The organism is Alcanivorax sp. (assembly GCF_040118815.1).
Lineage (GTDB): Bacteria > Pseudomonadota > Gammaproteobacteria > Pseudomonadales > Alcanivoracaceae > Alcanivorax.
The window spans coordinates 271,010-289,475 of record NZ_JBEDTC010000001.1; the positions used below are offsets into that span (position 1 = coordinate 271,010).

An 18,466-nucleotide genomic window follows, 5' to 3' on the forward strand; every position below is an offset into this window, starting at 1 on the left:
CTTCAGTGCTGTTGTATAGGAAGGGCGGGCTTGCTGTTCTAGCGCCGGCCTGAAGGCGCCACGGTCGTGGCTGTCAAACGCGACGGCGGGAATCTGTCTTGCGAAGTGGTCGCGTTATTTGACCCCCCCGGTGATGCCACCAACACCACTTATATCTGGGCTTGGCGAGGGTCTGCGCAGTTTGATATCCAGGGCTACTATTGCCTCCAGTAACCACCACTACGGGCCGTTTGGGGCTTGATGGCGAGTGAGCAGTGAAATCCTGCATGGCTGCTCCCTGTAATGTGTCATCTTGTTGACAAAGAAATTTAACGTGTTTAAATTAATTTAACAAGATAAAGGATCTGATATGGCCTCGCAAAAATCCATGGCGAATCTGCAGAAAGAGCAGCGCGTTTTTCACATTCGTGAAATTGCTCATCAAACGCTGGCTGAAGCCGGGTACGAGGGGCTAACAATGCGGGGGTTGGCAGAGAAATGCGGGATGTCGGTGCCGACTCTCTACAACTTGATCGGCGGTAAAGATGAGATTCTGGCCCAGGATGCGGTGGAGGCATTTCGCAGGGTGGTGCGGGCCACAGAGGCCAAACCTGGTGGCGATGCCATTGACCGGACGCTGAACCTGTATGAGGCCATGCTCGATGAAATCATGGCGGATGAGGCCTACTACCAGGCATTTCTTCCCTACAGCAGTTCTGTCGCTGAGCTGAGAAGCTTCCATGAGCGTGGGGCGAGGCTCTACCAGTCGTTTCTTGGCGCGATCCTGAGTGCCAGAAAAAGCCAGGACTTTGACGATTGTTTCAAGCTGGACCTGGCTATCGCAGAACTCTACGACCTGTCCATGGCGGTCATCATTAAGTGGTCTACGGGATCGGTTGAATCCGCACAGCTACGGCACCGCCTGTACTACGGGATTTCACTGATTCTGGGTAGTGGGATGAAGGGTGGAGCGAAAGAGAAGATCACCCTCTTGGGGCAGCAGGCCGCAGAAGGGATAAGCCAAAAGTGAGGACGCTATGCAGAATGTGACGTTGAGTATTCCCAAGGGGCCAGTTTACAGAAAGCGTTTTGGCTTCATGCCAAATCCAGCGATTCTAAAGGAGATTGACACGCTGGATGAGGAGAAAGACTGTCAAAGAATAGTGTATCTAATGCTCTCTTATGAATTCACTCATGAGATCGTCTCTGCACTGGATCTGGCTTATCTGGCCTCTGGGGTTAATAAAAATATAGCGGATATTCTCGGTCGATCTCATTATTTGAAGAATGGACTCCGGCGGTATGACGACACCCGATTTCTTATTTTCAAGTTTCTTGAATGTGGCTGGGATGATGGTGCTGGCGCTGCGGCCATTGAGAAAATGAATTCAGTTCATGCTCGCTATAAGATAAGAAACGAAGACTTCGTCTCCGCGCTAAGTGCTTTCATTGTTTCACCAATTCTATGGATTGAAAGTTTTGGCTGGAGAAAGCTGTCACAAAAGGAGAGACAAGCCTGGTTTAATTTCTGGATTAGAGTTGGATCGCGGATGTCGATACAGAATATGCCCGCAAGTTATGAAGAAGCTAAAAACACTTTGGATGAAGCTTATGCGAATAAAGATGAATTTAGCCGGTTTTCTGCCAGGTTAGGGGAGTCCACGCTTTCTGTCTTTGTTCAAAAGTCAGATTATCCTTTTCGGTTTGTCGCACGGTGGTACTATCGTGCCTTTTATGAGGGAGCAATGTGTGAAGCCTATGGGGTGAGACAGCTGCCGATGATTGCCCGTCTGCCGGTTTTTTTAGGTGTAAAAACGAATTCAGCAGTAAGAAAGCTTATTAATTTCAAGGGCTATCCATTTGTTGTGTCAGAGCAAAATCTGAAAAGCTACCCTGGTGGCACACCTACAGTAAGCGAGACAGGTCCTGCAGAATAAACATGCTGCTAGTGAGGTTCTCTACGCAGGCCTTGATGTCGGGAAAATTAAAGTAGAATCAACTGAACTTAAAAGGATGGCAAAGTAGAAAGTATTGCCTTTCAACTGAGTAAGGGTATAACTTTAATATCTATAAATAGGTAGGTTATGCACGTTTTAGAGTGGCGTATGATTACTTATTTATAAAAGTGAAAATCATTTTTTCTAGTGGTTCAATTAAGTCTCTTATGTCTTCTTTTAATCCGGATATTACCCATTCGTTCGCGATTTGCCACAAGGCGCCGGAGAGTGCAGTAAAATAGATAATACTAAGGTCTTTGCTTAATTCTATTTCGGAAATTTCTGAAACGGTGTCTTTCATTAGCTGGGTCGCTTCACGAATTTTCGTTTGGTAGATAGTGTTCAACCTTTCGCTAACGCCGAGTATTTCGAACAACTGGATTTGAGCACGGTCCGGGTCATTCTTAAAAAGTAAAAAGTAACTATTAAGGAATGCGTGGATAGCATCACTAGGGTTGTTTTTATGCTTAATCGTTTCATGGCGAACGACATTCATCATGGATTCCATAAGCAGGATATATATCTCTGCGAGTAAATCCTCTTTATTCTTAAATGATTCGTAAAAGTACCGCTCAGTAAGCCCGGCTTCCAGGCAAATATTCTTCACCGTGGCCTTGGAAAACCCTTTCGAACCAAAGCATTTTTTTCCTGCAGCCAGTATTTTTTGTCTACGATTGTGGGTCCGTGTGCCCGCATTTTCACCAGCGTAAGGTCGAGTCAAAGTTATCTCCAAAAAAGAAAGGGAGTAAATTGTTGCGCATAATCAATAGCCTGACAATTTCTTAACAACAGACCGCATTATCTTTCTTGGGATAAAGTGAGACAAAGAGCGAACAATATTCATCTTTGTTGTATCTACATGCCAATGGATAACGCTTCTATCGTTAGTGGATTTCCAAATCACATTAACAACATCATCCGTGGTTAAATTAATACCAACGCTATCAACAATATCGCCGCTACATTCTTCCATCATGGGGGTGTCAACGAAACTGGGAAGAATGTCGCATACATGGATTCCCAGGCTTTCCCACTCTATATTGAGCGCTTCTGTGAATCCGCGCACCCAGAACTTTGTTGCTGAATAAACTGCTTCACTCGGTAGTCCATAGTTCGATGCAGCAGAACACATATTGATTATTTTTCCTTGCGGCGAAGCCTCAAGGTATGGTGCGGCGAAATAGCAGCAGTTCATCACTCCATCTGTATTGACGTGATGCATGTTGGTTAGCTTATCAAGGGGCGTGTCCTTGAAATTATCAATTATGCCTATGCCTGCATTGTTTAATAATACATCGATAGTTCCGCCTGTTTTGTTAGAGAATAGGAGAAGAGCGCTTTTAACGTCATCAGCATTTTTTACATCAAGCAGCATAAATGAGTGCTTTTCCCCGATGTCTTCTTTTAGGCTCTCCAGTCCACCGGAGTGAATGTCTGTTGCACAAACAATCCAGCCTTTATCTGAAAAAAACTTTGCAGCCGCTCTGCCTATGCCGGCGCCCGATCCAGTTATAAAAATTGATTTTTGCATTTGGTTTCTCTCCTTGCGAAAGTGGTGCAATATAAATATTGCTTTGATTTTGAACTCAATAGTTTTGTGGTTGAGCGGTTATGAAGATTATTTTAAAAGTAATAATAATGAGCTTATCAGAGATAGCCGCGCTCAATCGGGGATGTTGGTCCTGTTAAAACGAACCAAAGTGATGCCATGGGAATTCCAGGCGGCATCTTCCAGTGGCCAACTCCCAAGTACCGGTTTTCATCTAATCGACGAACTTCGTCGCTCATGTTTACAATTCCAGCTAAAGAGTAAAAGTACCGATAGTGAAGTGAAAAAACATCTTTCCCGTCATAGGCTGATTTGCCTATGAATGTTTTCATGGGGTACTTCTTTCTTTTCATTCCGTATTTTTCAAGCGTGTTGTAGCCGTACCCTGCTGTGCCGGACTCTGGTACGAATGATTTCCCAAGCCACTTTCCCGTTGTAATGTTTAAATTACAGGATAAATGCCATATGAAATTAGAGATGAAATGCCCTTTTGCGCCAATGAAGGCACTACTGTAATCGCCACTCATTTCCTCAATGGTAGGGCAGGGCAGGGTTTCAAATAACGTCTCAATAGAGGTTGTGCTTAGCGTTTTAAGTTCCTCTATTGTCCATCGGTTAGGTGAAATAGGTTGAGATGAATTTTTTTCTTCCGGCATGATATTCTTCCTGAGTTTTTTTATCGGTTTAAGGGTTGTTGCGTTAACTCAATTAACTCAGATTACGTTTGTTATTTTGTTTAAGAATGAGATTTGATCATTAATGAATGTTGAAAAGTCTGGGTCTACATAAGGTGAAAAATGGCCAAGGTCGTAGCTCTTGACTTTGATATTGTTATTGCGATTACAGTACTTTATCGTCTTTTTTGAGGGAGTTGTAACATCTCTCAATCCGACCTGTATTAGCGTTGGCATTACTAACGATTTTAGTTGTCGTCCTGGGTGGTAATTAACCAGGGAGAGTACGAATCTTGCTGATACTTTTTGGTTAAAGCTAAAGTTTTCCGGAACCAGCTTGAGGTAACCCTCCTTCTCGCCGGCGCCCGTCATTAGCGCTAAATCGCCTGGTTCACCGCAGGCATTTACATATATAGGAGGCCTGCCGAACAAACTGCCTATGTAGTCTTTAACTGCCGCGGAAGTGAGCCTTAAATTTGTTAATGGATTCCCCGCCATGGCCGAGGAGATTCCGTTTACATGAGGAACTTGTGAAACGACTGCGGCCAAGGTTGGGATTTGGTTTGCAATTTCAACGACATGCCCGCCGCTTAGTGAGCTTCCCCAAAGAATTATTTTTGAGTCCTCTATTTCTGTTTCTTTTGAAATATAGCTGATCGCCGCTAGCCAATCTTGATGTTGCTTCTTAATACTTAAAAGCTGCCTGGGAAGCCCCTCACTTTCCCCAAAGTGGCGATAATCAAAAACCAAGACTTTGTAGCCGGCCTCTGAGAATTTAGTTGCGTATGCATCTAGGCGCATTTCTTTCACGCCAGCAAGCCCATGGGCCATGATGATGCAATATTGGTTGTTAGGACTGTCAGCAGAGGTGCTTGGCTGGTCGTAATAATTTGCGCAACATTTCAGCCCCTGAGAACTAAAGTATATTTTTTGTGCTTTTCCCATGGGGGCTCTTCCTTTTTAACGACTTGGATTATCTGACAATGACCATTGTCTGAAATATATCACTGCCTGCCCCATTGTGACAATAGTGGTTGTCACAATGGGCTTCCCTATCCATGGCGTACTTTTGGGTGCTCCATTTCAGTGGTTGTATGGTTAGTTTTCTAACGGCAGGAGGCTCTAATATTGGCACCAAACCTCCTTTCCTGAATTTTTGAGGGCAGGGTTTCACGGGGAGGTGTTCGGGCTTGTTCTCCATCTGATCGATGGAGCCTTGGGTTTCGATCACATTGGGTTATTCGGCGGGAAAGGGCGACAGGTTGTTTCTGTGAGCTAGAAGATGAGGCGCCATTGCTGAGGATGGCTGGGGAGGTATTCAGTGTTCTCGTGTATTCATGCGAGGCCGCTACTGGCAGTGGGGCTATTCTATTGTTTTGGCGTTTTCTAATGGCAAGAAATCTGTAAGTGATTGATATGAAAAGAGGGCACGTTACCGTCTAATGGCAAACGTGCCCTCTCTAATGGCAACTCACAACAGTGTGTGGTTATTCCCAGGAAAGGGCGCCACCCACCTGGTATTCGGTAACCCGGGTTTCGAAGAAGTTCTTCTCCTTACGCAGGTCCATGATTTCGCTCATCCATGGGAAGGGGTTGTTCACGCCTTTAAACTGCTCCGGCAAACCCAGCTGAGCCAGGCGACGGTTAGCGATGAACTGCAGGTATTCTTCCATCATGGCGGCGTTCATGCCGAGCACACCGCGCGGCATTGTGTCGCGAGCGTATTGAATTTCCAGCTCGGTACCTTCCAGGATCATCTGCGTGGCTTTATCACGCATCTGCTGGTCCCACAGGTGTGGGTTTTCCAATTTGATTTGGTTGATCACGTCCACGCCGAAGTTCACGTGCATGGATTCGTCGCGCAGGATGTACTGGAACTGTTCGGCGACGCCGGTCATTTTGTTGCGGCGGCCCATGGATAGGATCTGGGTGAAGCCGCAATAGAAGAAGATACCTTCCAGTACACAGTAGAAAGCGATCAGGTTTTCCAGCAGCGCCTTGTCGGTTTCCACGGTGCCGGTTTTGAATTCCGGGTCGGACAGGTCGCGGGTGTACTGGATGCCCCACTGCGCTTTTTTGGCGACAGAGGGAATCTCCTGGTACATGTTGAAGATTTCGCCTTCGTCCATGCCCAGTGATTCGATGCAGTACTGGTAGGCGTGGGTGTGAATGGCTTCTTCAAAGGACTGACGCAGGATGTACTGGCGGCATTCCGGGTTGGTGATCAGGCGGTAGATGGCCAGCACCAGGTTGTTGGCGACCAGGGAGTCGGCGGTGGAAAAGAAACCCAGGTTCCGTTTGACGATGCGACGTTCGTCGTCGGTGAGGCCGTCGGTTTTCTTCCACAACGCCAGGTCGGCGTTCATGTTCACTTCCTGGGGCATCCAGTGGTTGGCGCAGCCATCCAGGTATTTCTGCCAAGCCCAGTCGTATTTGAACGGCACCAGTTGGTTCAGGTCGGCGCGGCAGTTGATCATGCGTTTGTCGTCAACTTCCACACGGCCAGCGGCGCCTTCCAGCTCGGCCACGCCTTCTTCGATGTCCATCTTGGCCACGGTGGCCTGGGCACGGGCTACGGCGTCTGAGGCGGCTCGGGCGGCGGCGGTGTTGTCTCGTCGCTGTTGCTCGATTCCATCATCCGCAGCACTTCCCGTTCCCGGTGCTTTAGCTGCAGGTGCCGCTTGGTCAGATACCGTCTCAGGTTCCGGCGGCGTTGCGGTTGTGGGCTGCGGTTTGGCGACAGGCGTCTCTTGCGCATTGAATTCGTCCCAGCTCAGCATGTGTTCTCTCCATTCTTTCAAGGGCGACGCCGTGGCGTCACCGGTGTTGCATTCTTTAGGTCAGCTTGCACGCAACACGCTTCACGCGGGCACGCAAAAAGCGTGGGGCGTGATGCGTGCCGGCGTGCTAGCGGCTCTTATTGGCAGGCTTCGCAATCCGGCTCGTCGATGGAGCAGGCTTTAGGTACGTCGGCGGCTTGGTTGAATTCAGCCGGCGTTTCTGGCCCGGAGGAAACCTGGTTCAGCTTGCCATCGTTGATGGTGGATTTTTCGGTCTGGGTGGCGCCGATGGCGCGCAGGTAATAGGTGGTTTTCAGGCCCAGCAACCAAGCCATCTTGTAGGTCACGTCCAGTTTCTTGCCGTTCGCTTCGGCAATGTACAGGTTCAGGGACTGGGCCTGGTCGATCCACTTCTGGCGACGGCTTGCCGCTTCTACCAGCCAGCGCGGCTCCACTTCGAAGGCGGTGCGGAACTGTTCTTTCAGGTCGGCCGGAATCCGTTCGATGGGCTGTGCGGAGCCATCGTAGTATTTCAGGTCGTTGACCATCACGTTGTCCCACAGGCCACGCTCTTTCAGGGCGCTGACCAGGTACGGGTTGACCACGGTGAACTCGCCGGACAGGTTCGATTTCACGTACAGGTTTTGGTACGTGGGCTCGATGGACTGGGAGACCCCGGTGATGTTGGCAATGGTTGCTGTCGGCGCGATGGCCATCACGTTGGAGTTGCGCATGCCTTTCTTGGCCATGGCGCGCACGCTATCCCAATCCAGGGTCTGGCTGCGATCGACCTTGCAGTAGTCCTCGCCACGCTGGTTGACCAGGATCTCGATGGAGTCGATGGGCAGTACGCCCTGGCTCCACAGGGAACCGTCGAAGGTCTGGTAGGCGCCGCGCTCTTCCGCCAGCTTGGCGGAGGCCTGGATGGCGTAGTAGCTCACCGCTTCCATGGAGTTGTCGGCGAAGGTCACCGCGTCGCTGGAGGCGTAGCTGATGCCCTGCTTATACAGTGCATCCTGGAAGCCCATGATGCCCAGGCCCACCGGGCGGTGCTTCATGTTGGAGCGTTCCGCCTGGGGCACGCTGTAGTAGTTGATGTCGATCACGTTATCGAGCATGCGCACGGCGGTGTTGATGGTGCCCTGCAGTTTTTCGATATCCAGGCCGTTTTCGTCCACGTGCTGGGCCAGGTTCACAGAGCCCAGGTTACACACGGCAATTTCGTCTTCGCTGGTGTTCAGAGTGATCTCGGTGCACAGGTTGGAGGAATGCACCACGCCCACGTGTTGCTGTGGGCTGCGCAGGTTGCACGGATCCTTGAAAGTGAACCAGGGGTGACCTGTTTCGAACAGCATGGAGAGCATCTTGCGCCACAGGTTGATGGCGGGCAGACGTTTGAACAGTTTCAGTTCGCCGCTGCGGGTTTTGGCTTCGTACTCCAGGTACGCTTTCTCGAACGCTTCGCCGTACAGGTCGTGCAGGTCCGGGGCGTCGTTGGGGCTGAACAGGGTCCAGTCCTCTTCGTTGATGACGCGCTTCATGAACAGGTCGGGAATCCAGTTGGCGCTGTTCATGTCGTGGGTGCGGCGACGGTCATCACCGGTGTTTTTGCGCAGCTCCAGGAATTCTTCGATATCCATGTGCCAGGTTTCCAGGTAGGCACAAACGGCGCCTTTGCGCTTGCCACCCTGGTTAACGGCCACGGCGGTATCGTTGACGACTTTCAGGAACGGCACCACGCCCTGGGAGCGACCATTGGTGCCCTTGATGTAGGCGCCCAGTGCACGCACCGGCGTCCAGTCGTTACCCAGGCCGCCGGCAAACTTGGACAGCATGGCGTTGTCCTGAATGGCGCCATAAATGCCGTGCAGGTCATCCGGCACGGTGGTCAGGTAGCAGCTGGACAGCTGCGGGCGCAGGGTGCCGGCGTTGAACAGGGTCGGCGTGGAGCTCATGTAGTCGAAGCTGGACAATAAGTTGTAGAACTCGATGGCGCGGGCTTCGCGGTTATCTTCTTCCGCGGCCAGACCCATGGCGACACGCATGAAGAAGCACTGGGGCAGCTCAATGCGCACGTCGTTGTGGTGGATGAAGTACCGGTCATACAAAGTTTGCAGGCCCAGGTAGGAGAACTGCAGATCGCGGTTGCCATCCAGGGCGGCACCCAGTTTGTCCAGGTCGTACTCGGCCAGTTGCGGAGACAGCAGTTCCAGCTCGATGCCTTTACCAATGTAGGCCTTCAGGGCTTCACCGTAGCAGGCGTTCATTTCATCGTGGCTGGCACGCTCGGCCACGTTCAGGAACTGCAGGGCTTCGGCGCGAATCTTGTCCATCAGCAGGCGCGCGGTGACCTGGGAGTAGTTGGGCTCCACTTCGATCATGGTGCGAGCAGTGATCACCATGGAGGTGTTCACATCATGGATGGATACCCCGTCGTACAGGTTTTTCACCGTTTCGGTGATGATCTTGTCCGCGTTCACGTCGGTCAGGCCAGAGCAGGCAGCGCGAATCAGGTGCTCAAGGCGAGCCATGTCCAGCGGAGCCTTGCTACCGTCTTCCATGGTGACCGACATGTTCACCTGGTGGGTGGGGGCGGGGAGGTCGTCGCTGTGCTCGGCGGCGCGTTTGGAGGCTTGCTGTTCGCGGTACAGCACATAGTCACGGGCCACTTTCTGCTCGCCGTTGCGCATCAGGGCCAATTCTACCTGGTCCTGAATTTCCTCGATGTGGATGGTGCCACCGGAGGGCATGCGGCGCTTGAAGGTGGCGGAGACCTGTTCGGTCAGGCGTGCCACGGTTTCATGGATGCGGGACGATGCAGCGGCGGTGCCGCCTTCGACAGCGAGAAAGGCCTTGCTGATGGCGACGGTAATCTTGTCGTCATCGTAGCCCACTACCTTGCCATTACGCTTGATTACGCGCAGTTGCCCGGGGGCGGTGTTGGCAAGGCTCTGATCTTGATCGTTGCTGTCGCTGGCAGGGGAGCCGGCGTTCTGTGGGTTTTGGCTCATATCCGTTTGCATGGTGCCCTCTCCGTTGTCGGTGCTGTTCTGTCTGTATTGTGTGTTGTGGGCGTGGTGGCTTCACCACGCAAAACGCCACGACCGCAAGGTCATGGCGTGTTAAATCGTGTCGTGGATGGTGCCTGGTGGTATCGCGAGCGCGCGAACCACAATATATTGTGTCTTATCCATGACGTTTATCTTTCCCCTTCTTGTCGGAAAAAGGCTAAATCGCTGATGCGGTTGCACTTTTTCACGCTGTAGACTGTTTGGTCCTGGGGCGTCGCCTGTTTTACAAAAACCCAACATCTTGGGGTCGGCGCCTGAGTTCAGTACAAGTTATAGTTGCCCCCGCTTTTTTGCAAGCACTTCGCCTGGGGAAATCTTGTGGATAACCTGTGGGGCGATGTGGGTGCATTAAGGGTGCTTTTTTTCTGTGCAGGCGCACACTAGATATAGTGTTTGTCAATGGGGGAGCGGTCACGTGGCGCTCGATGTAAACAGGGCAGGTGTGCCGCCATAAAAAGCCTTGTGTGGCGGTTGTTTGTACGATGAGAAGCCCGAGAGGTTGCCGTGCACAGCGTGTATGCGTATAAACATCCGATAGGGATACGTTTGTTACAGTTCGCCGGGTTGGCGCTGAAACAAAACGACAATAACGATACAAATTCAAAAGGATAAGGACGGGATGACAACGGTGCAGGATAACCCGCCAGCCATCATGATCGTAGAAGACGACGAGCGTCTTGCCGATCTAACCTGTGAATACCTTCAAAGCAACGGCCTGAATGTCTCGGTAGTCAGCGACGGTGAAGAAGCCATTCGTCGTATTCGTGCGGAGCAACCGGATCTGGTGGTGCTGGATTTGATGCTGCCCGGCGCCGACGGCCTGACGGTGTGCCGTGAAGTGCGCAGTGCTTACAAAAATCCCATCCTGATGCTGACCGCTCGCACGGATGACATGGATCAGGTGCTGGGGCTGGAAATGGGTGCGGATGATTACGTGGCCAAACCGGTGAAACCCCGAGTGCTGTTGGCTCGGATTCGTGCCTTGCTGCGTCGGGTGGAAACCGACAGCGAACGCGATAGCTCGCCGGCTCGCCTGGAATTCGGTGCTTTGGTGATCGACAACTCAGCTCGGGAAGTGACCCTGGCCGGCGAGTCGGTGGACCTGACCAGTGCCGAGTACGACCTGCTTTGGTTGCTGGCATCGAACGCGGGCACCGTGCTGTCACGGGAAACGATTTTCGAGAAATTGCGCGGTATTCAATATGACGGCCAGGATCGTTCTATTGATGTGCGCATTTCCCGGATTCGCCCGAAAGTGGGGGACGACCCGGACAATCCCAAGCGCATCAAGACCGTGCGTTCCAAGGGCTATCTGTTCGTCAAGGAAATCGGCGCGGCATAACGGCTGTTTTGGCCGTCGCGGCGCAGGGATGACGCTGGGTGACGTTTGAATAGTATTTTCCTGAGGCTCTACGGGGGCTTGTTGCTGGCGCTGTGTTTTATCGGCGCCATCACCTATGGCGCCGTGGAGCTGGTGAACAGCTACCGATCCGATCTGTACCGGGAGAACATGGCCCGCGGTACCTTCTTCCTGATGGCGGAGGGCTACCAGCGTTATGAAGCCGGGGATCGAGATCGCTGGAGCCAGGTGCTCAGCAAGCTGTTTAGTGCAGAGATAACCCTGAAATCCCGCGAGGAACTGGCGCTGGGGTACCGGGAAAATCTGCATCTGGAAGACGGCCTGGTGGTGATGCGCCTGAATGACAATGAAGGCTACGCCGACATTTTGTTCCAGATCCCCGACGAAGATGCCTATATCAACACCCGTATGACCAAGGTGTCCGAGCAGCAGGCGCGGGCCACGGCGGTGTTGATCCTCAATCATTTGTCGCATTTTCAGGAGTCCGAGTGGGCTCCGGCACTGGCTGATCTACAGCACCAATTCGGTTACCCCCTGACACTGGTTCAGCGCGATGATGTCTCGCTGGATGGCGAGCAAGAGCAGCGACTCAATCGCCGTGAAGTGGTCATCGCCCTGGATGACAGCACCCGCAGTGATTCCAGTATCCGCATTTATGCGCCGGTGGCGCAGACCGGCAAGCTGCTGATGATCGGCCCGCTGAGTCTGTTTGATCAATTTCCCATTGAGCTGTTGTTGATTGCCGGGGCGACCAGCCTGCTGGCGGTGGCGCTGGCTACCTACCTGCAGGTGAGCCCGTTGCAGCGGCGGCTCAAACAACTGGACGGTGCCGTGAGCCAGCTGGGCAGTGGTGATCTGGGGGCCTATGCCAATATTGAAGGCAGTGATGCCATCGGCCAGGTGGCGGCCACTTTTAACGGCATGACGGCGCACATTCGCCGGCTGATTGAATCCCAGCGGGAGATGACCCGGGCGGTGAGCCATGAGCTTCGCACGCCGGTGGCGCGGCTGCGTTTTGGTCTGGAGATGCTGGCGGATATCGAGTCGGCGGAGCGACGCCGCGAAAAGCTAAATGCCATGGACCATGATATCGAACAGCTGGATCAGTTGATCGACGAAATTCTTACCTATGCTCGTCTGGAGCAGGGTACGCCCAATATCGAATTCCAGCCGGTAGTGATTGGCGAGCTGTGCGAGCAGCTGCGCGATGAACTGGAAACCATTCGCGATGAAACCGCCATCAGCGTGGAGAATCTCTATCCGACCCTGGAAGTGGAAGCGGAAGAGCGCTACCTGCACCGGGTGTTGCAGAACTTGGTGACCAATGCCCTGCGCTATGCCCAGTCGACCATTGTTATGCGGGTGGAAGAAAGCGAGGATCAGGTGGTGATCCATGTGGATGATGACGGCCCTGGCATTCCTGAACACGAGCGTGAGCGCGTATTCAAACCCTTTGCCCGGTTGGATAAAAGCCGTCACCGGGCCAGCGGCGGGTATGGACTGGGTCTGTCCATCGTGAAGCGGATTGTGGATTGGCACGGCGGCGAGATTCGCGTGGAAGAAAGCCCGGAAGGAGGGGCGCGCTTTACGGTAAGCCTGCCCAAGAGCCAGCAAGGTCAACATGTGTTGGGGCGGATGGGATAAGCTACGAGATGCGAGATAAGAGTTGAAAGCTCAAAGTTCAAAGTTGAAAAGCGCGACCACAACGCTCTCGGGTTTGTGAGGTTGTGCCCGCGCGCTGACCGTTAATCGCGGGCAGAGCGCGGTAAAGCCCCGCCACCCGATCCGCGTTTCAACTTTGAGCTTTCAACTTGCGTCCCGCTTTGTCCATGAGGTTGTCCGTTATCGTGCAATCTGTCATCTGGCCTTCATTTAAAATGCGCCTCCCGACGTCCCTCGAGGCGTCTGTCTGATCCAGCCACCAATACTGATAACAGGGTTAGCCGAGTCATGCCTTACATCCTCTCCATCGACCAGGGCACTACCAGTTCCCGCGCCATTATTTTTGATGCCAGTGGCCGTGCCTGTGGGCAGGCGCAAAAAGAGTTTCGCCAGCATTTTCCTCAAGATGGCTGGGTGGAACACGACGCTATGGAGATCTGGAATGACACCCTGGCCATGTGTCAGCAAGCCTTGCGCAATGCCCGGGTAGAAGCCCAGCAATTGGCCGCCATTGGCATTACTAACCAACGAGAGACCACCGTGCTGTGGGATCGGGAAACCGGTGACCCGTTGGCCAAGGCGATTGTCTGGCAGGACCGGCGCACTGCCTCCACCTGTGAAGCACTGCGCGATCAGGGCCATGAAGACACTGTGCGTAGCAAGACGGGCCTGTTGCTGGACCCTTACTTTTCTGCCACCAAGCTGGCCTGGTTGCTGGATAACGTGCCCGGTGCCCGGCAGCGCGCAGAGGCGGGCGAGCTGGCATTTGGCACCATTGATAGCTGGTTGCTGTGGCAGTTGACGCGCGGCAAGGTGCACGCCACCGACGCCACCAATGCCTCGCGGACGTTGTTGTTCAATATCCATGAGCAATGCTGGGATGAAGAGCTGCTGGCTTTGTTCAATGTGCCCGCTTCGGTGCTGCCGGACGTGCGTGACAGCGCTGCAGATTTTGGCACCACTTGCCCGGAGCTGCTGGGCGCGGCGGTGCCCGTGGCCGGCATTGCCGGCGACCAGCAGGCCGCCTTGGTGGGCCAGGCCTGCTTTGCCCCGGGAATGGTGAAAAGCACCTATGGCACTGGCTGTTTTATGGTCATGAACACCGGTGAGGCGGTGGAGTCCCATAACCGTTTGCTGACCACCGTGGGCTATCGTTTGAACGGCAAAACCACCTATGCGCTGGAAGGCTCCATCTTCGTAGCGGGCGCGGCGATCCAGTGGCTGCGCGACGGTCTTAACCTGATTCGTGACGCCAGTGAAACCGAAGCCTTGGCTCGCCGGGCCGGTTCTGCCGGCGGTGTGTACCTGGTGCCTGCTTTTACCGGGTTGGGTGCTCCCTGGTGGGATCCCCACGCTCGCGGGGCCTTGCTGGGGCTGACGCGGGACACTGGCATTGCCGAAGTGGTGACGGCAGGACTGGAAGCGGTGTGCTATCAGTCCCGGGACTTACTGGATGCCATGGCGGCGGATTGTGGCACCCGGCCCACCACCCTGCGGGTGGATGGGGGCATGGTCGTGAATAACTGGTTAAGCCAGACCCTCTCGGATGTGCTGGGCGTGTGTGTGGACCGCCCGATGGTCACCGAAACGACCGCCTTGGGGGCTGCGTATCTGGCGGGCCTGGGTGTAGGTTTGTATGCATCGCTGGACTCAGTGGCCGAGCAATGGCGCTGTGAGCGGGAGTTCTCTCCAGCGCTGGAGGAGGCGGAGCGCCAGAAACGCTATCAGGGGTGGCGGGATGCGGTGGCCCGGGTTTGTCAGCCAGCCCCGGATTCGCCGATTCGCTAAATTGCATAAAAACCAGACGGTTCGGTGGCGTAAAATCCGTTTTACAACGATGAGCGGTTCCGTTTAGGGGATGGTCAAACTGTGACGGAGTAGGCACTTGGTATTACTATTAGTTCAACAATAATACTATTTTGCTACCAGTTGGTGTGATTGCGAGTGGGGATGGTCGCACCAAATCGGGAAATCCGGCATGGATCAAACGTTAACGTCTCACCCTGTGGCCTTGCAGTCGCAGCGATTACGGCGGGTGCTTTTTGCTATCCTGGCGGGAGGCAGTGCCCATACATTACTGTGCTGGATCGCGTTGCAGCTGGACTTTTTCCGCGGCGGGGAAGTCCTGTTTTATTCCCTCTTTGCCGCCCTCTGGACCGGCCATATCCTGTTCGTCCTGTTTATGTTGGTGGGCCTGAACCGCCGACTATCCGAACCCTCCATGATCATGCCGTTGATGGTGTGGTCTACCACCGGGTTGTTGGCCACAGCACTGGTCGTCGATCAGGTGCGTCTGTGCGTCATGTTGATTTTCTTCGCCATCGTCCAGATGGGGGTGCTGCAGGCTTCGTTACGGCAATTCATGGCGCTGGCAGGGTATTGCGTGCTGGGGTATGCGCTCGTGCTGGGGGCGGTTTGCGTGTACTGGCCAGAAGTGGTGGATGTGCAGGGCGAATGGATACAGTGGGGGCTGTTCAGTGTCATGGTGTTGGCTGCCATGCTGGTAGCGTCGGAGATCTCCACCATTCGGTTCCAGCTGGGTAAACGTAATCAGCAGCTGGCAGGCATTGTCGAGCGCATCCATGACATGGCGGTGAAAGACGAGCTGACCGGTTTTTATCGTCGCCGGCATGCCATGGAATTGTTGAGCAAGGCATGTGGGCAATCCGCCCGTGGCGCGTATCAACTGGGCGTGGTGTATCTGGATCTGGATCACTTCAAGAAAACCAACGATCAGTACGGTCACCGTATGGGCGATTTAGTGTTGCAGCGTTTTGCGGATGTGACTCGACGTCACCTGACCAACCAGGATTTTGCTGCCCGCCTGGGCGGGGAAGAATTCATGCTGGTGCTGCCGGTCAGTGATCCTGAAGAGGCGCGCAATCTGGTGGAGGGAATTCTGATGGGCATGCGCAGCCAGCGCTTCAAAGACGCACCCGGTTTGGTGGTTACGGTCTCCGGGGGGCTGGCCATGCTGAATAACGACGAAACGCCTGCGCAATTAATCAAGCGGGCAGATCTGGCCCTGTACCGGGCCAAGGCAACCGGGCGCGATAAATTGATTGTCGGGGAGTCGGCATGAACCAGGACCTGCACCAGGCAGAGAAACTGACTCTGAGCGAAAAGCGCCTGATGCAACGTCATAGCCGTTCGGCCATGGCGATCCTGGCCATGCATACGTTGCTGTGCGTGGTGTATTTTCAGTTGGGCTACATGCATATCGCGTTGCCTCAGGCGCTGGTGCTGGTGTCGCTGGTCTGGTTTTTTTTGCTGGTCTATCAGGTGCTGATGACGACAGGGGTGACGTTGCAATGGCGCGAGCCGAGTCTGTCGCTGCCGCTGATTTTGTACTTTATCGGCGTGTTTATGGTGTCGGGCTATTACGTGGATGAGTTCCGGCTCAGTGTGGTAACTCTGTTCTTTGCGGCCTTGCTGATGGTGTCGTTCCGGCTCAGTGGCAAGGTGATGGTGGCGGTGGCGTTCTTGGCCAGTGCGGCCTATGCGCTGATGCTGTGGGTAGCGTTGATGGACCGCTGGGTGCAGCTGAGCTTGTCAGTGGAGCTGCTGCAGTGGCTGGTGTTCGCCATGATTTCGGTGAGCTTTGCGGTTACCGGTGGGAGCGTGAACCGCCTGCGTGACGCCCTCGCAGATAAGAACCGGGACCTAGCTAACGCGGTGGGAAAGGTCCGGGAGATGGCGATCCGCGATGACCTGACTGGCTTATTCAATCGCCGCCATCTGCTGGACATTCTGGAGCGCCAGCGGGCGTTGTCCGGCCGTAAAGGGGTGCCTTTTGCGGTGTGCTACGTGGACCTGGATCACTTCAAGAAAATCAACGATCGGCACGGTCATGACTGGGGCGACCGGGTGCTGCGCCAGTTTTCCGAGTTGGCGCTATCGGGCATGCGTGATGGCGATTACTTTGGCCGCCTGGGCGGGGAAGAGTTCCTGCTAGTGTTGCCGCAAAGTGATGCTCACGGCGCGTTGCTGGTGGCCGAACGCCTGCGCCAACGCTGGCGTGAACAACGCTTCGATGCCCAGGGAGGTCCGGCTACTGTCAGCCTGTCCGTGGGGGTGGCGGATTATCGCGATGGCGAAAGTGTGGATGAACTGCTTAACCGGGCGGATCAAGGCTTGTACAAGGCCAAGTCCAGCGGGCGGGATCAGAGCCAGGTGGCGTAAAAGCAGGAGTGAGTTGAAAGCTCAAAGTTTAAACGCGAGGCTCAGGAGTCGATCGGTTAGCAACGCAATTTGTTCGCGCTTTTAAACTTTCAACTTTGAACTTTTATCCCCTGACTTCGAACGTGACCAAATGCTTGGTGCCCAGCCGCACATGCAGGTTGTCGCCTTCCACCACATTGGTGTGGCTGTCGGTCTGGCAGAGCAGGGTTTCGCTGGCGCCGACTCTCAGGTGATAAAGGATGCTGGCGCCGGTGAACTGACGCCGGGTGACGGGGAGCGCGAGAGGAGACGATTCGTCGGCAATCACGTCTTCCGGGCGTAGCAATACTTCCACTTCAGTGCCTGCTTGCAGAGGAGTATGGCTGCGGCCGGTCACATCGCCCAGGGTGGTGTGAACGGTGTTGCCATCGCGTACGGTGCCGCGCAAAAAAGTGCCGTAGCCGGCGAATTCTGCCACGAACCGGTTCGCCGGCGCATGGTAGATGTTGTAGGGCGTATCCCATTGCTCCAGGTGGCCCAGCTGCATAACGCCGACCCGGTCGGCCAGTGCAAAGGCTTCTTCCTGGTCGTGAGTAACCAGCAGGGTGGTGACCTTTTCCTGGCGGAGAATGTCGCCCAACTCTTGGGCCAGCGCCCGGCGCAGGTCCAGATCCAGGCTGGCGAAGGGTTCGTCCAGCAGCAGCAGGGCGGGCTGGGGGGCCAGCGCCCGGGCCAGGGCCACACGTTGTTGCTGGCCGCCGGAAAGCTCGTGGGGGTAGCGTTGCTCCAGGCCACTGAGTCGTACCCGCTGCAGGCATGCATGCACCCGCTCTTCGCGTTCCGTCCGGCTTTGTCGCCGCAGGCCGAAGGCCACATTGTCCGCCACCGTGAGATGGGGAAACAGCGCGTGTTCCTGGAACACCATGCCCAAGCCGCGTTGATTGGGGGGTAACTGACGATGGGGCCCGGAGACGGCTTTTCCCTGAATACTGATTGAGCCTGCGGTTACCGGTTCCAGCCCTGCGATGGCTCGCAAGGTGGTGGTCTTGCCGCAGCCGCTGGGGCCAAGCAGGCAGGCAATTTCCCCTGCCGCCAGTGTCAGGCTCAGGTCGTTGACCACGGTTTGCTGGTGGTAGCCACAGGCCAGATGGTTGAGGCTAAGCAACGGTTCGTTCATGGTCGTGCGCTCCAGGCTTCACGCTGCACGCAACGCGGGCAAATGTCCCCGTGATC

At 54.4% G+C, this 18,466-nt stretch carries 14 protein-coding genes; 7 read left to right on the forward strand and 7 right to left on the reverse strand.

What is annotated here, in order from left to right; genetic code table 11:
• The first annotated feature begins 349 nt into the window (after positions 1-349).
• The gene (locus ABNH18_RS01215; protein ID WP_349381063.1) at positions 350-1,009 is read left to right on the forward strand and encodes a TetR/AcrR family transcriptional regulator; all 660 of its coding nucleotides are present in this window, start codon (positions 350-352) and stop codon (positions 1,007-1,009) included.
• A gap of 7 nt (positions 1,010-1,016) precedes the next feature.
• Positions 1,017-1,916, forward strand: a complete 900-nt coding sequence (locus ABNH18_RS01220; RefSeq protein WP_349381064.1) for an oxygenase MpaB family protein — start codon at positions 1,017-1,019, stop codon at positions 1,914-1,916.
• A 172-nt stretch (positions 1,917-2,088) separates the two neighbouring features.
• On the opposite strand, the gene ABNH18_RS01225 is transcribed toward ABNH18_RS01220, so the two are convergent.
• The 6 genes from ABNH18_RS01225 to ABNH18_RS01250 all read right to left on the reverse strand — a co-directional run bounded on the left by ABNH18_RS01225 (position 2,089) and on the right by ABNH18_RS01250 (position 10,002).
• Positions 2,089-2,697, reverse strand: coding sequence for a TetR/AcrR family transcriptional regulator (locus ABNH18_RS01225; RefSeq protein ID WP_349381065.1), 609 nt, complete (start codon positions 2,695-2,697; stop codon positions 2,089-2,091).
• A gap of 42 nt (positions 2,698-2,739) precedes the next feature.
• Positions 2,740-3,507: an SDR family oxidoreductase gene (locus tag ABNH18_RS01230; RefSeq protein WP_349381066.1), complete on the reverse strand. Its 768-nt coding sequence runs from the start codon at positions 3,505-3,507 to the stop codon at positions 2,740-2,742.
• A 116-nt stretch (positions 3,508-3,623) separates the two neighbouring features.
• A complete protein-coding gene (locus ABNH18_RS01235) occupies positions 3,624-4,181 on the reverse strand; it encodes a hypothetical protein (protein WP_349381067.1) in 558 nt (185 codons plus the stop codon).
• 57 nt (positions 4,182-4,238) lie between these two features.
• The gene (locus ABNH18_RS01240; protein WP_349381068.1) at positions 4,239-5,144 is read right to left on the reverse strand and encodes an alpha/beta hydrolase; all 906 of its coding nucleotides are present in this window, start codon (positions 5,142-5,144) and stop codon (positions 4,239-4,241) included.
• Positions 5,145-5,686: 542 nt separating this feature from the next.
• Positions 5,687-6,979, reverse strand: coding sequence for a ribonucleotide-diphosphate reductase subunit beta (locus ABNH18_RS01245; protein ID WP_349381069.1), 1,293 nt, complete (start codon positions 6,977-6,979; stop codon positions 5,687-5,689).
• A 137-nt stretch (positions 6,980-7,116) separates the two neighbouring features.
• Positions 7,117-10,002, reverse strand: coding sequence for a ribonucleoside-diphosphate reductase subunit alpha (locus tag ABNH18_RS01250; protein WP_349381070.1), 2,886 nt, complete (start codon positions 10,000-10,002; stop codon positions 7,117-7,119).
• Positions 10,003-10,669: 667 nt separating this feature from the next.
• On the opposite strand from ABNH18_RS01250, the gene ABNH18_RS01255 reads away from it, so the two are divergent.
• From ABNH18_RS01255 to ABNH18_RS01275, 5 genes are all read left to right on the forward strand, one after another.
• Positions 10,670-11,392 carry a response regulator gene (locus ABNH18_RS01255; protein ID WP_349381071.1) on the forward strand — a complete coding sequence of 241 codons (723 nt, stop codon included), beginning with the start codon at positions 10,670-10,672 and terminating at the stop codon, positions 11,390-11,392.
• A gap of 45 nt (positions 11,393-11,437) precedes the next feature.
• Entirely contained in the window at positions 11,438-13,054 is a 1,617-nt protein-coding gene (locus ABNH18_RS01260; RefSeq protein WP_349381072.1) for an ATP-binding protein, read from the forward strand.
• Positions 13,055-13,360: 306 nt separating this feature from the next.
• Positions 13,361-14,860: a glycerol kinase GlpK gene (gene glpK, locus ABNH18_RS01265; RefSeq protein WP_349381073.1), complete on the forward strand. Its 1,500-nt coding sequence runs from the start codon at positions 13,361-13,363 to the stop codon at positions 14,858-14,860.
• A 190-nt stretch (positions 14,861-15,050) separates the two neighbouring features.
• Entirely contained in the window at positions 15,051-16,154 is a 1,104-nt protein-coding gene (locus tag ABNH18_RS01270) for a GGDEF domain-containing protein (RefSeq protein WP_349381074.1), read from the forward strand.
• Complete coding sequence (locus ABNH18_RS01275) at positions 16,151-17,254, forward strand: GGDEF domain-containing protein (protein WP_349381075.1); 1,104 nt, start codon at positions 16,151-16,153, stop codon at positions 17,252-17,254. Before ABNH18_RS01270 ends, ABNH18_RS01275 begins: the two co-directional genes overlap by 4 nt.
• A gap of 103 nt (positions 17,255-17,357) precedes the next feature.
• Here ABNH18_RS01275 and ABNH18_RS01280 read toward each other — a convergent pair whose 3' ends face one another.
• Positions 17,358-18,410: an ABC transporter ATP-binding protein gene (locus ABNH18_RS01280; protein ID WP_349381076.1), complete on the reverse strand. Its 1,053-nt coding sequence runs from the start codon at positions 18,408-18,410 to the stop codon at positions 17,358-17,360.
• Positions 18,411-18,466 lie beyond the last annotated feature (56 nt).

Coding starts and splice junctions, on each gene's coding strand:
- ABNH18_RS01275 (WP_349381075.1), top strand. CDS start 16,151: ATGAACCAGGACCTGCACCAGGCAGAGAAACTGACTCTGAGCGAAAAG.
- ABNH18_RS01240 (WP_349381068.1), bottom strand. CDS start 5,144: ATGGGAAAAGCACAAAAAATATACTTTAGTTCTCAGGGGCTGAAATGT.
- ABNH18_RS01220 (WP_349381064.1), top strand. CDS start 1,017: ATGCAGAATGTGACGTTGAGTATTCCCAAGGGGCCAGTTTACAGAAAG.
- ABNH18_RS01245 (WP_349381069.1), bottom strand. CDS start 6,979: ATGCTGAGCTGGGACGAATTCAATGCGCAAGAGACGCCTGTCGCCAAA.
- ABNH18_RS01250 (WP_349381070.1), bottom strand. CDS start 10,002: ATGCAAACGGATATGAGCCAAAACCCACAGAACGCCGGCTCCCCTGCC.
- ABNH18_RS01255 (WP_349381071.1), top strand. CDS start 10,670: ATGACAACGGTGCAGGATAACCCGCCAGCCATCATGATCGTAGAAGAC.
- ABNH18_RS01235 (WP_349381067.1), bottom strand. CDS start 4,181: ATGCCGGAAGAAAAAAATTCATCTCAACCTATTTCACCTAACCGATGG.
- ABNH18_RS01215 (WP_349381063.1), top strand. CDS start 350: ATGGCCTCGCAAAAATCCATGGCGAATCTGCAGAAAGAGCAGCGCGTT.
- glpK (WP_349381073.1), top strand. CDS start 13,361: ATGCCTTACATCCTCTCCATCGACCAGGGCACTACCAGTTCCCGCGCC.
- ABNH18_RS01270 (WP_349381074.1), top strand. CDS start 15,051: ATGGATCAAACGTTAACGTCTCACCCTGTGGCCTTGCAGTCGCAGCGA.
- ABNH18_RS01280 (WP_349381076.1), bottom strand. CDS start 18,410: ATGAACGAACCGTTGCTTAGCCTCAACCATCTGGCCTGTGGCTACCAC.
- ABNH18_RS01230 (WP_349381066.1), bottom strand. CDS start 3,507: ATGCAAAAATCAATTTTTATAACTGGATCGGGCGCCGGCATAGGCAGA.